Here is a 12,815-nt window from a genome sequence, read left to right as displayed (position 1 = left end):
ATATTTTCTACACAATACCTAAATAAGACACAAGCATCAACATAAAAATAAACATCTGGCAACATAATTATTAAAAAAACTCATCCTTTAGGGTTTGTTAAAACCAACCAAATAAACGATGATTCATTAACCAGCAAAGACTCTCCCTTAGTAACATTAAAAGTTTCTTGTGCTAATTTGTTTAAATTTCTAAAAACAACTCTTTAATTAATACTCTATCGCTATTTTTAGCATGGGTTTGCAAAGCACGTATGAAATCCATAGAAGTTGCTGGCCGGTTAGGGTATGCATATTCTCTCCAAACAGACTTAAGTGCTTTTATAATGACTTCATCGCCCACTTTTTCTCTGAGTCTTGCAAAAACAATCGTTGCTTTAGAATATTGATCATAATTTTTTGTTGAGTTTACAAGTGCTTGTTTAGCTAAAGTGTCAACCCTTAAAGCTTGCTTATATCGCCTAGTTTCGTAGTCAACGAGTGCATTCATCGCCGCTTTTCCATAGCGTTTTTCTATCATGACCAACTCTATGTACTTCGCCATCGACTCAACTAAAAAGGCGCTGTCATCAGGAACGCTGTTACCTATATCGTGACCAAACCACTGATGAGCCGTTTCATGAACTGCGCGCCGATAGCGCTGATCAAAACCAGCATCAAAACTAGGGAATGCCCTAAACCCCACATTATTTTCAATAAGTATAATCTCAGGTAAAGCATAACCCGCTCCACCAAACTTGGGCGCGGCAACCATGCTCAATGTCTTTGCTTTATAAGCAACAATATTATCTTTAAACCAAGTCAGTGTATCTTTCATCGCCTGTAAATTAACGGCTATTGAATCGGCTGGTTCCGTAAGCGTTTTTCGATTTGCATATATTTGTAGTTTTACCTCACCTAGTTGCTCGCTTATCGGTGAGCTTGGAAGCGTAAGCCATGCAGGTAGATTATTAAATGCCGAATCGGTTTTAAACTTAAAAACTTCGCGATTATCTTCGCGTTGATGGGCTATTCGAGTGCCCTGCGTCACAACATAGTAGCCTGATGCGGTTGATACCGTACTCGACATAGTTATGCGATCATACCTTGATGGTCGATTTTCCTTAACAGCAAGCAGCTCTGAAGGTAAGGAACTTGTCCTAGCGAACAAACCATGCTTTTCCCTAAGGTGCTTGTCTATTAGTTCGTAATTAACCTGATACCCAATCGTTGGCAACACAGGAACAGCACGAATATAACTAAACTCAGGAGTAATAATTTGATGCCCCACTGCGGGCCAAAGCTTTGCTTGGTGAATTTCAAACTGCGTGGTGAGTATTTTTATTTCACCGGGTTTTATAGCATCCTCAAACTCATACACCGCTTGATTTAATGATGGGTAAAAAGCAGCTTTCCTTGCACCAGTTATTTTTATGTCTGCCCATTTATAAAAGCCTGCGCGACCAACTAGGATACGTTTTATAGCAGTAGAATGAGGGTTGGTTAGAGTATATTTAAGTTCAAATTGTGCAAACTGTTTGTCAGGATAAAAGTCTATATTAGCATCAATATGACTAATGATTGGTTGCTCTTTATATTTCCAATTCACAAATGTGCTTTCATAGTTGGCTTTAAATGCTTCACGTTTATGTGAGTTAGTTAACGGCTTTTCTGCCACTAAATTAAAATGCAACTGCGCAAATAAATAAACAGATAAAAAGACTGGCAGCGCTAACCATGTGTCTTTCACTTTTACGGCCCGTCTTCCAAGCCCAGCCCCACGATGATTATAAAGCTGGCTTATGACAACAAAACTGAGTATCGCGACAATCCACACGCTCATATATGGCCAATAACTGTTTAAACTAGCTCTGTATCCCCAAAACTCGCTAGGTGCTTGTAATGGTGTCCAAGCTAAGCTCCAAAAAGTATGTGTGAGACCAAAGGAAGTCATTACTGGCGTAAACTTGAGTATTAAGATAACAATAACAACTAAGCCAGCGACTAAAGGCGAACGGCAAATATTGAAAATGCACACGCTCACCCAAGCAACGAATGTAAGTGGTAACAGCATTAGAGCGAGTATATAAATATGCTGACTAGCATGGTACTCACTGCCAGCAAACCACTCAGCAAAAGAAGCTCCTAAAAAGCTCATCACAGAAAAAACAATTGCTAAAGTCGCCACCGTGAATAATTGGCTGTGTAAGAGCGTTGCCGTTTTTACTGGCGATGCAGCAATCAGTTCAGCCATATGAAACCGTTTTGCCGCACAACTAACCTGCCAACTCCAAAGGACAAGTAATAAACAGCCAATGAGCAAATGCATATCAAACGCATAATGATTAATTGCATCGATACTCGTAGGGCTAACCACACTCATTGCTTCTGCATATTCAAAAGAAGACGCAACGCTGTTAAATACAATGACTGACCACAATACTAAAGTCAGTTGTGTTATAGGGAGCTTGAGTACATTTAAAATTGAAACTTTATAAAGTGTTAAAAATATGAAGCAATTATGCCCTTTTGGGGCAATACCCTTGTATAGCACTTGTAAATTTAAGACTGGCTCTGAGGCCTTTGTACCTTGTTTAATATTTTTCTTAGTGGTGCGAACTGCCACAATATAGATAACAATTGTAAGTGTTACTACCATCAACCGATTTATTACAAGCGCCCAATATTGAGGCTCTACGAAGCCCGCAATAATCGTGGAGTAAGCAAAAGGATCAAGCCAAATAGATGCCTGATATAAAGACTCACTTATAATACCACTACCTGCCAAAATGGGATTGCCGGTAATACTTGCGAAAAACAAATAACCAACCCATATGGCACCCAGAATAGTGTAAGTTACCAATGTACTTTGAAACCGCTTACAAACCCAAAAAGCCAAAACCACTAAAAAGCTGCAATTTGGAATAAGTAGCAAAAAACTATTTAACAATAGAGAGTTAACAGCTTCCCAATCCAAGCCTTGCACTCTTAACTGCCAATGCCAAACTATCAAAGATCCAATAAAAGAAATCATGATAAGACATAGTAGTAAACTCACTACACGAAACAGCTCTCTGTATTTTGACGTAATCGGGGTGACACCTATAAGCTCATCCATGTTGTGTAGTTGATCCCGTAAAAAAATAGCGGGGGCAAGTATTCCCACTAGTACGGCAAGCTGCATCATGTGTATTGATATTAAGTGTAAAGAAAATTGTTTAAGGGTATCTCCCTCTGCAATAGCCAAACCGGAAGATAACGTAAATGCAAAAAGTGGCGCAAACACACAACATAACCAAACAATAGGTTGAGTAAAAAGGTACTTTAATTCATTACGAAGTCGCATTTTTAGCCCCTTGCGATTTCAACTCATAAAAGTATTTATCTTGTAGCGTCGCAGTTGCAGCGACTGCCTCAGGTTCTGGGCATTGAGGGGCGTAAACACGAAATATAGGCTTACCATAACGATAACTTTTGCTTAATACTAAGGAGCCTGCAGGTAGCTCTGATGGTAAGCGTTTCAATAACCAAACATTACCTGCCAGTTGATTCACTAGTTCATCAACACTGCCACTTTGAATGAGTTTGCCTTGATTAATCATTGCGACAAAGCGGCACTGATTTTCTATATCTTCAACAATATGGGTAGATAATAAGACTAAACGCTCTTTGCTAATTGAAACCAATAAGTTATTAAGGCTCTCACGCTCGGCAGGATCAAGGCCTGCGGTTGGCTCATCTAAAATAATGAGTTTAGGATTACCCAGTAAGGCTTGTGCGATTCCGAAACGCTGCTTCATACCACCAGAAAATTTACTTACTTTTTTGTTTGCAAACCCTGTTAAATTTAAAAGTGACAGTAATTCATTAATTTGTCGCTTTCGTTGCTCTGAATTAAGGCCTTTCAATATGGCAATATGCTCTAACAAAGCATGACAACTCATTGCAGGATAAACACCAAACTGCTGTGGTAAATAGCCAAGCTGCTTACGCAATTCATCTGGGGACTCTAAAATATTTAAACCATCAAAATTAATATGACCTGTGTCTACATTTTGTAAGCAGGCTAATGTTCGCATTAAGCTTGATTTTCCTGCTCCATTTGGCCCAAGTAAACCCACCATTCCTTTGGGCAAATGGATTGTTATGTCATTTAATGCATGTGTGCCATCTGCATATTTCTTATTAATATTTGTGAGTGTAAGCATAGGTACATTCCTTAATTAACGAATCGTTACATTAAGTGACTGTAACCAAGTCGGTAAGGGAATTATGATCAAACTATAAAAGCACAGGATGAAAGTAAGTATTTAGCGTTCATCAGTAAAAATAGTACGTTCATCATTACATTCGTGCATCAACAACGAAAATCATTAATCTTACTTAGGTATATAAGGGCATGAAATAGAATGACTTTAACTATGCTCATAGGTCATCATGTATTAAGCTGGTGTGTTAGGTTGTAAAAATAAAATGGAGTGGCGTTTGCGGGCTATTTTTTCTCTTCTATCAGGCAATTCAAATAACAAATATTTGGTTGCTTTGCTGCCAGTATTTGCAGCCATTTTGCTTGAAGGTCATACACGCTACCTGTCGTTAAGGCTTGACTCCCCTGCTTTATATTTAAAAATAAATCTGCAACTGTTATTGGAATGCCTGCCCTTTTTAATTGCCCATCTTTTAACATTCAAGGGAACATATAAAAGCCCAACCTTGGTGTGGCTTACAGGCTTCACTCTGTATCCGCTCAGCATATATACACTTGCTCTAGTTTCTTCAACTTACGCTCAATGGCAATACTTAAGCGTACAATGTTGGATTTTGTGCTCGTTAGCCAGCTTACTTTGGCTGGTTTCACAGCGTAATAAGACCAATAAAAACAGCTTAATTGCTAGGTGGTTTATCTCTTTTATATCATTAGATAACGTGGTGCTGATGATACTGATTTGCTGGGCTTTTTTGTTCGCAGGTATACTTAATAGTCATCAAGACCCTTTATTAAATCAACCATTCGAACTAATTTTTGATGTTGGCAAATTCTTTTCAGAGCTTAATCAGTTTTTATTTTACTTTCTTCAACTTGGCGTTTATGCCGTTATCATATACAGCTTATATTTAATAAATCGCTACGTGCTTATTCGTCATTTATTAGCAAACTACGGTGTCTTCACTTTTGTGGCCTCATGTCTCATTTTTATGGCTACACTAACCCCGTTACTTATCGCACTGGTGCTAATATTACCTATTAATGATTTACCACAACATATTGCGAATCTAACACCCAGTGGTAACCAAAATATTTTTGCTAAATATAATTATCAGTTTATGTTTTTCTTTTTGATCATTACTACACCTATCATCCTTGCTTTTGAAAGACAGCAACAGCAAAGTAAATTAAATGAAATAGCAAAACAGCAAACCAAAACCGAATTAAAACTTCTTCAACAACAAGTTAACCCACATTTTTTATTTAACACCCTAAATAATTTATATGCACTCACGCTCACAAAATCAGAGCATGCGCCACAGTTGGTTATGCATTTAGCAGATTTATTAAGATACACTGTCTATGAAGGACAAAAGCCAGTGGTTTTATTAGAAAAAGAATTAGCATACCTAAAAAGCTTTATAGAGCTACAAAAAATTAGAAGCGCAAACAAATACTTATTTAACCTAACCTGGCCTGATAGAGTCGACGAGCTTCATATAGCGCCTTTATTACTGATTATAATCGTCGAAAATGCCATTAAACACGGTGTAGAACCTGCATCGGACTCAACAAAAGTAACACTCGCAATTACTATAAATGACACTGTGCTAACACTCTTTTGTGAAAACTCTATAAATACCCAAACTGAAAAAAGCCACCTAGGCATGGGGCTTAGTAATCTGCAAAAAAGACTAGAACTGTTATACCCAAATAAACATACCTTAACAGCTAAAAAACACGCGACACATTGGCAGACAACCTTAACTTTGGAGTTATCATAATGATAAGAGCAATCATCGTTGACGATGAACCCCTTGCCCATCAAGTGATTGAACATCACCTACAGACACATTCTGATATTAAGATTATAGCTCAATATGTTAGCGCAAAAGATGCCCTTTATGGGTTAGCTAAATCCACTGTTGACTTAGTGTTTTTAGATATAAATATGCCAGAGCTAACAGGAATCGAATTATTAAGAACTTTGGCACACCCTCCCCAAGTCATCATTGTAAGCGCGTACCAAGAATACGCTATAACAGGGTTTGAATTGAATGTGACAGATTACTTACTCAAACCCGTGTCTGCGCCAAGGCTTGAACAGGCTCTCAATAAGGTGCGTGAGCATTTAGTTAAACCAAATATAATTGAGCCTAATAACATTACGCTTAAAGTAGATAGAGAAAAACGAAAGTTTAACTTAGATTCTATTGAGTATATTGAGGCATATGGCAACTATGTGAAGGTGCATCAAGCTGAGCAAGTAACACTTGCGAGCACAACACTAAAACAGCTTAGTGAACAGCTATCCCATTCATTTACCCAAATTCATAAATCGTTTTTAGTAAACAAACAAAAGGTGATAGCTGTAAACAGTGAATTTGTTGAACTAAATACAGGTAAAACCCTGAAAATAGGTAAATCTTTTAAAGATCTTTCACAAACTCTACTTTAAAGGTATTCAAATAAATAGTCGGCAAGTAACTTATGCTCTTGGGCTTGCCAATGCACGCCCTCTGTTTGGCAAGGAATAAGGAGGGCATAACCATTTATAAAGTGACACTCATGGCGTTCTGTGACTAATTTATACTCAACTGTTAATTGCTTCGCTTTTTTGGCAGCGCCCGCATAGATAGACTGATAAGCCCCAACCTCATAAACCGCAGATGGACTCAGCACCACTATTTTAGGCATCTCTCGATGCAGATAATGATTTTCGATGTCGACTATTAACGTATCCAGTGCTTTGGCAATATCATCGGCTGCTAATCCAAAACGACGCTTTAAATCATTTGTACCTAGCTGAATAATGATGACATCAACATGATACGCTCTAAGATATGGCTCTAAGTACTTAACACCTAATTTATCACCACTAAATGGTGGCTCATCAGCTATCGTACGATTTGGTAGTCCAGCTTCAATAACCAAATGCCCTGCACCGAGCTTGTCTGCAAGCAAACATGGCCAACGTGTATGTTCGTCAAAGCGCTTACCATCTAACGGTGAAATCCCATAGGTATTAGAATCACCAAAACAAAGAATATTCATTAAAATGGATTCAGGGTATAGCCCTGCTGCTGTAGTTGTGCGTGCGCTGTCATGGCAGATAATGCCATTTGCACACCAGGCATCAGTTGCTCTTGCTTAACTTGCATATGTGTTGCCGACTGACCACATACATAAACAACGGTGTTGTGCGCGAGTAATTGTGAGATCAATTGTTGGTTTTTATTATCGCTATTAAAACGTTGCTTATAAGCACCCGTTTTGAGTAGATCCACACTTGCACTGCCATGCACAACCAAAGCAAGTTGAATGTTTTCTGGTTTCACACCATGAGCAATGTGCATATTAATAAAACGTGCTAGCGAGTTAATACTGTTATTTTGCTTACCTTTTTCTGCAGCATCGGCCACATCAAAGGCAATTTTAAACCTTGTTTGCTCATCAATAGCCGTATGATTTGGCACAGTATAATAAAAACCAAATCCTTTAATCGTGGGCTCTTTTTGCTCTGCATGACTTAAACTTGCTACCAATGCGAGAGATAAACCCAACAATGTTAATTTCATAAATAACCCTGTTGTTTTTTATCTCTAGCCTAACCTTTTTTTCTGATTTTAACTAGCCTCAATATGCTGATGCGCTTTAAAGGTCATGCCTAAATAATTAAAGGTATTTTTAAACATATCTATAAACGCACTTGGCGCGTTAACCGAACCTGCATTTGATAGCAGTGAGAACTGTTTTTCACGAAGCGTTCTAAGCTTAGGTCTGAGAATTTCATCGTCCATATAATCAGTAATACGGTCTAAAAAAGCTTTAAATTGTGGTGTTGTGTTATACCAATAAACAGGAGAGGCTATCACCCAATGTTGATAGCTTAAAAGAGCCTCAAAAACGGCATAAAAGTCATCATTTTTATACTGTTTATCGTAGCGATAAGCTGAAATAATGTAATCATCAAGACAGATGATATCTCCTCCATATTGCTTTTTATAATCATTAACTTGTAAGCTCGTATTTCCTTGTTTTCTTGCACTTGAATAAATGATTACTGTATTCTCAATCGGTTTTTGTTGCATTATTATTGCTCCTTTTTTTATGATGTGCGCAGCGTAAAACCTCAAGCTAACTTTAGGTCAACACTTTGGAGCAAATTATGTCAGGATCAGAAAAAAAACTCGTTGATGCAAACCTATCGGTTGGCTTTGTGGCTAAGCGCAGTGGCGTTAAAGTCTCAACGCTGCATTTTTATGAAACAAAAGGCTTAATCCGTAGTTGGCGTAATAATGGCAATCAGCGTCGTTATAAGCCTGACGTACTGCGCCGTATCGCCGTGATAAAGGCAGCACAGGCCATGGGCATTACCCTAGAAGCTATAAAGCACACACTAAGTACTCTACCTGAGCAACGCACACCAACGAAACAAGACTGGGCAGAACTTTCAAAACGCTGGCAAACTCAATTAGATGAAAAAATTCACTATATGCAACGACTCAGAGATCGAGTCAACGGCTGTATTGGCTGTGGCTGTTTATCTATGGCTAAGTGCCCTATTTATAATAAAGAAGATCATTTAGGTGAAGAACACTCGGGTGCCGTACTTTTAGAAAGAGATTAGCTTTGTTATCTGGTGACTAAACTTTCTTTATATATTACAATGTTTTAATAGCATAAATGAAAGGAATCTAATCATGGATAACAGTAATAAAAACCCACCGAAGATCAGCAATGCCCTTAAAACAGTGGATAACAAAGAGCTAAAAAGTACCGGCTTTTGGCTCAATCAAGTTTTTTTAGTGCTATCAACTGTTTTTGGTGTTTATCTCGCAGCGCAAAGTGGTTTAGAACAAGCGCTAAAGTTTGATACTTTTAGCAAGATGGAAGATAACTATTACCTTCGTATTTCTTTGTACGATGAAGTGAAGGATAATGCAGATAATCTTAGTAAGTTTGCGGCCTTATTGGCTAAAAGCCCCCCCAAGTCTGAGCTTGAATATAATAAGCCAACAATCGAAAAGTATATTTGGCAAACAATGCAATATTCGCCCACAACATTAGAAACACCGAGCGAGTTTCTAACTCAAGTGCGTCGCTTTTACAGTAAGAGTCAATTTATTATAGATGCCGCAATAAACCGAAAAATGTCAGCCAAATATGCATCTGAAGAGCTGAAAAAAGCAGTAGCGATAATTGAAAATCAAACCTTGCCGAACCTACAAAGCAGTGCAGCATTACTTAAAACTGAGCTAAGTAAAAACGGGATCGATATCGGCACGTTAAAAGGGAATAACAACTAATAAAAAAGGGCATGCACCGCATGCCCTCAAATATTTTAGTCTAGGCCGTTTAAACCATCTCTTGCAGCTTGATATAAAGCGCCCAGCGTCGAGTCGAATGCCCATTTAATCACACTGTATGTTAGCTCCACTGCCTTACCAATCACTTTCCCAGCAAAAACCAGCATATGACCAATTAAGCCCAAAGTCTGAGATGCAAATGAAGCAGACGCTTTAGCAATCTTATCTAATGTGCGAGCCAACATATCGTAAAAAGTTAAACCCGTACCAATTGCCGCTTGTGCCGCCACAGCACTGTAATAACCCGCATCTTTTAATAAAGTGACTAACGCAGCTCCTAATTTATCGGCCCAATGGGCATTAAATGATGCTTGGTTTCTATCTTCAAAGTTGAGTCTTACCGGCGTATTAAGGTAATGGTTTGCTTTAACGGTTAAGTTATTCCAATCACTACTATTGGCAGTATTTACGTAACCTGGGTTTCCGCTAAGCTTATGTGCCGCACCTTTAAGACCTTGGCCGCTGTCTAGGCGTATTTCTTGACCGTTATAAGGTGCATGAGAAAATGGCCATAACGGTACTTTAGTTACCGGATCAGCACCATGCGTACATCGGTAAATGTGATCTATTCTTGAAGTAGCCGATCTTGAGAAGTCTTCTAAACCTACCCTTGGCGAACCAAATGTATAAAGTTTTACTGGTAACGAATATTCGGCTTTAATCCAATCGGCAGCCAGCGTTGCTAAAGCGCCCCCTAAGCTGTGGCCAACTAAATGAACACCCGCTGTAATTTTATCTCTTACATTCGCTGCCATAAACTCTTGAAGAGCTGGCTTCATTGTATAAAACGTTTTATTAAAACCAGCATGAACCATGCTGCCGTTAGCGCCACCACTTAAACCGAAATGTGCATCAGTTAGGCCGTCTCTCAGTGAAGCAGTTCCGCGAATGGTAATAACTGAATGCCCTTGGAATGCATTTTTACCATGTGCAACCAGACCAAAGCCTGTGCTTAAGCCAAATAGGTGAGAGAAAAAGCCGCCTGAAACGCCCTGTATAGACTTACTATTGATAGAGAAATCAAACTGGTCTCGCAAAGACGCATGCAACAGCCCATTTAAAAGTTTTGTATTTTTTAATTCTTTAGCATCATAGGCAAGTGACGCTAATTGAACTGCTTGAGTAGGTGTTAACGTATTCATTTTAAATCCCTTTATTGGTTTTAAACGTTAGAGCTTACAAGTGGTAAAAACAGCAAATGTATGCTGCTTATCTTCTTTAGCCGCTATATCATATGTTTGTGGTTCATGTGCGATATCACACACCAAATCATTCAAGTACTCGGTGAGTGTATCTTTGTGCTCATAAGGAAATACTCTAACAGCCCAAATAGTTACTTCCTCTGCATTTTCATCTAATGTGTAAATATGTTGAATAACAGATTCATTGTCGAACATGTTTGATGGCTTTGATGTTTTGATCACTTTTTCAGGAAAAGAAAAACGGCCATCAGTACCCGTTGTTACTTCATCAATATAATCATCGCCATAATTTAGTTTACGAAATACCTTTTTACCAGCAACAGGCTGCTCTTCGTATAGCAAACGACCTTCAACCGACGCTGATAGTTCAAACTCTTCCTTACTAAAAAAACCAAACATATTTGCAAAAACCTGTGTTGTAGTAAATAAAATTAGCAACGCCACTGCTGCAATAAGCATTGGCAATTTAAATCGCTCTATTAACAATATAATCTCCTTAAAATCACAACTCACAAGCGCCATAGATTGTAAAATAATGATCTAATGCTTCTTTAATAGGCACATCATAGGTGTGTGGTTTCTTAGCAACATCACACCGTAACCCATTAAGAAGCTCCCTTAGCGTTTCACTATTTTCATAAATTGAAATACCCGCATACCACAGTACAATGCCTTCGGGTGTGCCATTTTCAAGGTACACATGCTGAATTAGTGCATCATTATCAAACATATTTGATTTCTTCGAGGTGTGAATTCGCTTTTCATCAAAGGCGAAAAAGCCGTCATCATTTGTTATTGTTTCATCTATGTACTCGTCGCCATAGGTGAGTGAACGAATAACTTTTGTATTTACAACGGGCACCCCGTTATCTAATAAAACCCCCTTAATAGGAGCCGATAACAAAAAATCATCTTTATTAAACAAACCAAAAATATTTGCAAAAGCGTGTGAGCCAGAGAATAAAGCCATAATAGCCACGATTATTCCCAACAATGAACACTTTAACCGCGGCAACAGCAAAACTCCTTTTTAGCACTCAGATAAAAATAGGCTCTGTAATTAAGCTACTTTAAACGTGAAATAAGAATCTATAATGACTTAAGTACGCTTTAAAGGCTAAACACACTAATACAGCTAAAAAATATAATTATTTATTCTAATAAGGTACAAGTCGGATAACAAGCAAATTGCGCAAAAAAGATACTGAAAATTTACTTAAACTTAATTAAAAAACAGCTCATAAATAACTTTGCATATCACACTAAAGCCTATTCCCATCATGAGTATATACCCAAAAAACAGCCCAATAGCCCCTGCTGATGGATCCTTTTTTACATCAATTTTTAAACACAAGGAGCAAAAAACAATAAAGATAATAAAGTTAGCAATAATCCCAACAATATAAGCTTCTCCAAATAACGGGGCGACCCCCGCCAGCGCTGCACCCAGCGTAATAAGCAGGCCAGAAGGTGCTTTTTTAAATGAACTATGATGTTCAATAACCTTTATCACAAGCGTTATTATCATGAGGATTAAAAAGTACAATGTAGGCCACAATGCGTTATATAAATAATCTACACTAAATAGCTGGCTCACTGTAAAAGCGCTTTCATCGTTTGCAGGGGGGATAGCAGTCTGTGCGGCCTCTACGGGGTCATCCATAAAAAAGTACGCAATTGCCATAGCAATTAATTTTATAATCCCAAAAAAGATAAAGCCTGCAATTGTAAAGCTGATCGCATCATCCTTTGTGACAGGTTTTTTGGCTTTACTTGCCAAAATTACAGCGAGTAATAACCCCAATACCCAGACCCCACCTAGGTAAAGTAGCGCCTCAAAAAACTGGCTAAAATAGAAAACAGATACCCCAGGGGTGACAAACAAAAATAGAGCATCATCATTTTTGACCGGTGTATCTGTCATAGGGTGAAATTCTGGCTGTTTAAACAGAGCCAAATAAACAAACAACGGCTGTAAAACCAGCATTAACATACATGTATTAATTAATGTCACACATCATCCTTGAAACTAAGTTTTTTGCTAGCAAAGGCCTGTCTAAA

The 12,815-nt window shown here is 38.2% G+C and carries 14 protein-coding genes; 4 read left to right on the top strand and 10 right to left on the bottom strand.

Annotated features, from left to right (window positions below):
* Positions 1-181: 181 nt before the first annotated feature.
* From L0Z67_RS17710 to L0Z67_RS17700, 3 genes are all read right to left on the bottom strand, one after another.
* Positions 182-3,322 carry a M1 family aminopeptidase gene (locus tag L0Z67_RS17710; protein ID WP_392353614.1) on the bottom strand — a complete coding sequence of 1,047 codons (3,141 nt, stop codon included), beginning with the start codon at positions 3,320-3,322 and terminating at the stop codon, positions 182-184.
* Positions 3,309-4,184, bottom strand: coding sequence for an ABC transporter ATP-binding protein (locus L0Z67_RS17705; protein ID WP_392353612.1), 876 nt, complete (start codon positions 4,182-4,184; stop codon positions 3,309-3,311). The genes L0Z67_RS17710 and L0Z67_RS17705 overlap by 14 nt, the downstream gene beginning before the upstream one ends.
* Positions 4,185-4,468: 284 nt before the next feature.
* Positions 4,469-4,663: a hypothetical protein gene (locus tag L0Z67_RS17700; RefSeq protein ID WP_237115409.1), complete on the bottom strand. Its 195-nt coding sequence runs from the start codon at positions 4,661-4,663 to the stop codon at positions 4,469-4,471.
* A gap of 248 nt (positions 4,664-4,911) precedes the next feature.
* Between L0Z67_RS17700 and L0Z67_RS17695 the strand changes: the two genes are divergently transcribed.
* On the top strand, positions 4,912-5,967 hold the full coding sequence (locus L0Z67_RS17695; protein ID WP_392353610.1) for a sensor histidine kinase: 1,056 nt from the start codon (positions 4,912-4,914) through the stop codon (positions 5,965-5,967).
* Positions 5,967-6,641 carry a LytR/AlgR family response regulator transcription factor gene (locus L0Z67_RS17690; protein WP_392353609.1) on the top strand — a complete coding sequence of 225 codons (675 nt, stop codon included), beginning with the start codon at positions 5,967-5,969 and terminating at the stop codon, positions 6,639-6,641. Before L0Z67_RS17695 ends, L0Z67_RS17690 begins: the two co-directional genes overlap by 1 nt.
* On the opposite strand, the gene L0Z67_RS17685 is transcribed toward L0Z67_RS17690, so the two are convergent.
* From L0Z67_RS17685 to L0Z67_RS17675, 3 genes are read right to left on the bottom strand one after another with little or no spacing between them, the layout of a single operon-like run.
* Positions 6,638-7,237 (bottom strand): GDSL-type esterase/lipase family protein, encoded by a 600-nt coding sequence (locus L0Z67_RS17685; protein WP_392353607.1) that lies wholly within the window; start codon positions 7,235-7,237, stop codon positions 6,638-6,640. The genes L0Z67_RS17690 and L0Z67_RS17685 overlap by 4 nt on opposite strands.
* Positions 7,237-7,761 (bottom strand): DsrE family protein, encoded by a 525-nt coding sequence (locus tag L0Z67_RS17680; RefSeq protein ID WP_392353605.1) that lies wholly within the window; start codon positions 7,759-7,761, stop codon positions 7,237-7,239. Before L0Z67_RS17680 ends, L0Z67_RS17685 begins: the two co-directional genes overlap by 1 nt.
* A gap of 48 nt (positions 7,762-7,809) precedes the next feature.
* Positions 7,810-8,274, bottom strand: a complete 465-nt coding sequence (locus L0Z67_RS17675; RefSeq protein WP_392353603.1) for a flavodoxin family protein — start codon at positions 8,272-8,274, stop codon at positions 7,810-7,812.
* Between the two features lie 77 nt (positions 8,275-8,351).
* Here L0Z67_RS17675 and soxR point away from each other — a divergent pair, with 77 nt between their 5' ends.
* Both soxR and L0Z67_RS17665 read left to right on the top strand, forming a co-directional pair.
* A complete protein-coding gene (soxR, locus tag L0Z67_RS17670; protein ID WP_237115415.1) occupies positions 8,352-8,813 on the top strand; it encodes a redox-sensitive transcriptional activator SoxR in 462 nt (153 codons plus the stop codon).
* A gap of 73 nt (positions 8,814-8,886) precedes the next feature.
* A complete protein-coding gene (locus L0Z67_RS17665; protein ID WP_392353601.1) occupies positions 8,887-9,492 on the top strand; it encodes a hypothetical protein in 606 nt (201 codons plus the stop codon).
* 35 nt (positions 9,493-9,527) lie between these two features.
* On the opposite strand, the gene L0Z67_RS17660 is transcribed toward L0Z67_RS17665, so the two are convergent.
* The 4 genes from L0Z67_RS17660 to L0Z67_RS17645 all read right to left on the bottom strand — a co-directional run bounded on the left by L0Z67_RS17660 (position 9,528) and on the right by L0Z67_RS17645 (position 12,768).
* Positions 9,528-10,694: a lipase family protein gene (locus tag L0Z67_RS17660; protein WP_062567636.1), complete on the bottom strand. Its 1,167-nt coding sequence runs from the start codon at positions 10,692-10,694 to the stop codon at positions 9,528-9,530.
* 27 nt (positions 10,695-10,721) lie between these two features.
* A complete protein-coding gene (locus L0Z67_RS17655) occupies positions 10,722-11,240 on the bottom strand; it encodes a DUF6795 domain-containing protein (protein WP_405128744.1) in 519 nt (172 codons plus the stop codon).
* A 16-nt stretch (positions 11,241-11,256) separates the two neighbouring features.
* Entirely contained in the window at positions 11,257-11,724 is a 468-nt protein-coding gene (locus L0Z67_RS17650) for a DUF6795 domain-containing protein (protein ID WP_392353836.1), read from the bottom strand.
* Positions 11,725-11,976: 252 nt separating this feature from the next.
* Positions 11,977-12,768: a hypothetical protein gene (locus L0Z67_RS17645; protein ID WP_062567638.1), complete on the bottom strand. Its 792-nt coding sequence runs from the start codon at positions 12,766-12,768 to the stop codon at positions 11,977-11,979.
* Positions 12,769-12,815: the final 47 nt, after the last annotated feature.

Source organism: Pseudoalteromonas sp. PB2-1 (genome assembly GCF_045040605.1).
GTDB classification, from domain to species: Bacteria; Pseudomonadota; Gammaproteobacteria; order Enterobacterales; family Alteromonadaceae; genus Pseudoalteromonas; species Pseudoalteromonas arabiensis.
The sequence above is the reverse complement of the archived record's forward strand: the minus strand, read 5'-3'. Positions and strand labels throughout refer to the sequence as shown.

Coding starts and splice junctions, on each gene's coding strand:
- L0Z67_RS17710 (WP_392353614.1), bottom strand. CDS start 3,322: ATGCGACTTCGTAATGAATTAAAGTACCTTTTTACTCAACCTATTGTT.
- L0Z67_RS17705 (WP_392353612.1), bottom strand. CDS start 4,184: ATGCTTACACTCACAAATATTAATAAGAAATATGCAGATGGCACACAT.
- L0Z67_RS17700 (WP_237115409.1), bottom strand. CDS start 4,663: ATGTTAAAAGATGGGCAATTAAAAAGGGCAGGCATTCCAATAACAGTT.
- L0Z67_RS17695 (WP_392353610.1), top strand. CDS start 4,912: ATGATACTGATTTGCTGGGCTTTTTTGTTCGCAGGTATACTTAATAGT.
- L0Z67_RS17690 (WP_392353609.1), top strand. CDS start 5,967: ATGATAAGAGCAATCATCGTTGACGATGAACCCCTTGCCCATCAAGTG.
- L0Z67_RS17685 (WP_392353607.1), bottom strand. CDS start 7,237: ATGAATATTCTTTGTTTTGGTGATTCTAATACCTATGGGATTTCACCG.
- L0Z67_RS17680 (WP_392353605.1), bottom strand. CDS start 7,761: ATGAAATTAACATTGTTGGGTTTATCTCTCGCATTGGTAGCAAGTTTA.
- L0Z67_RS17675 (WP_392353603.1), bottom strand. CDS start 8,274: ATGCAACAAAAACCGATTGAGAATACAGTAATCATTTATTCAAGTGCA.
- soxR (WP_237115415.1), top strand. CDS start 8,352: ATGTCAGGATCAGAAAAAAAACTCGTTGATGCAAACCTATCGGTTGGC.
- L0Z67_RS17665 (WP_392353601.1), top strand. CDS start 8,887: ATGGATAACAGTAATAAAAACCCACCGAAGATCAGCAATGCCCTTAAA.
- L0Z67_RS17660 (WP_062567636.1), bottom strand. CDS start 10,694: ATGAATACGTTAACACCTACTCAAGCAGTTCAATTAGCGTCACTTGCC.
- L0Z67_RS17650 (WP_392353836.1), bottom strand. CDS start 11,724: ATGGCTTTATTCTCTGGCTCACACGCTTTTGCAAATATTTTTGGTTTG.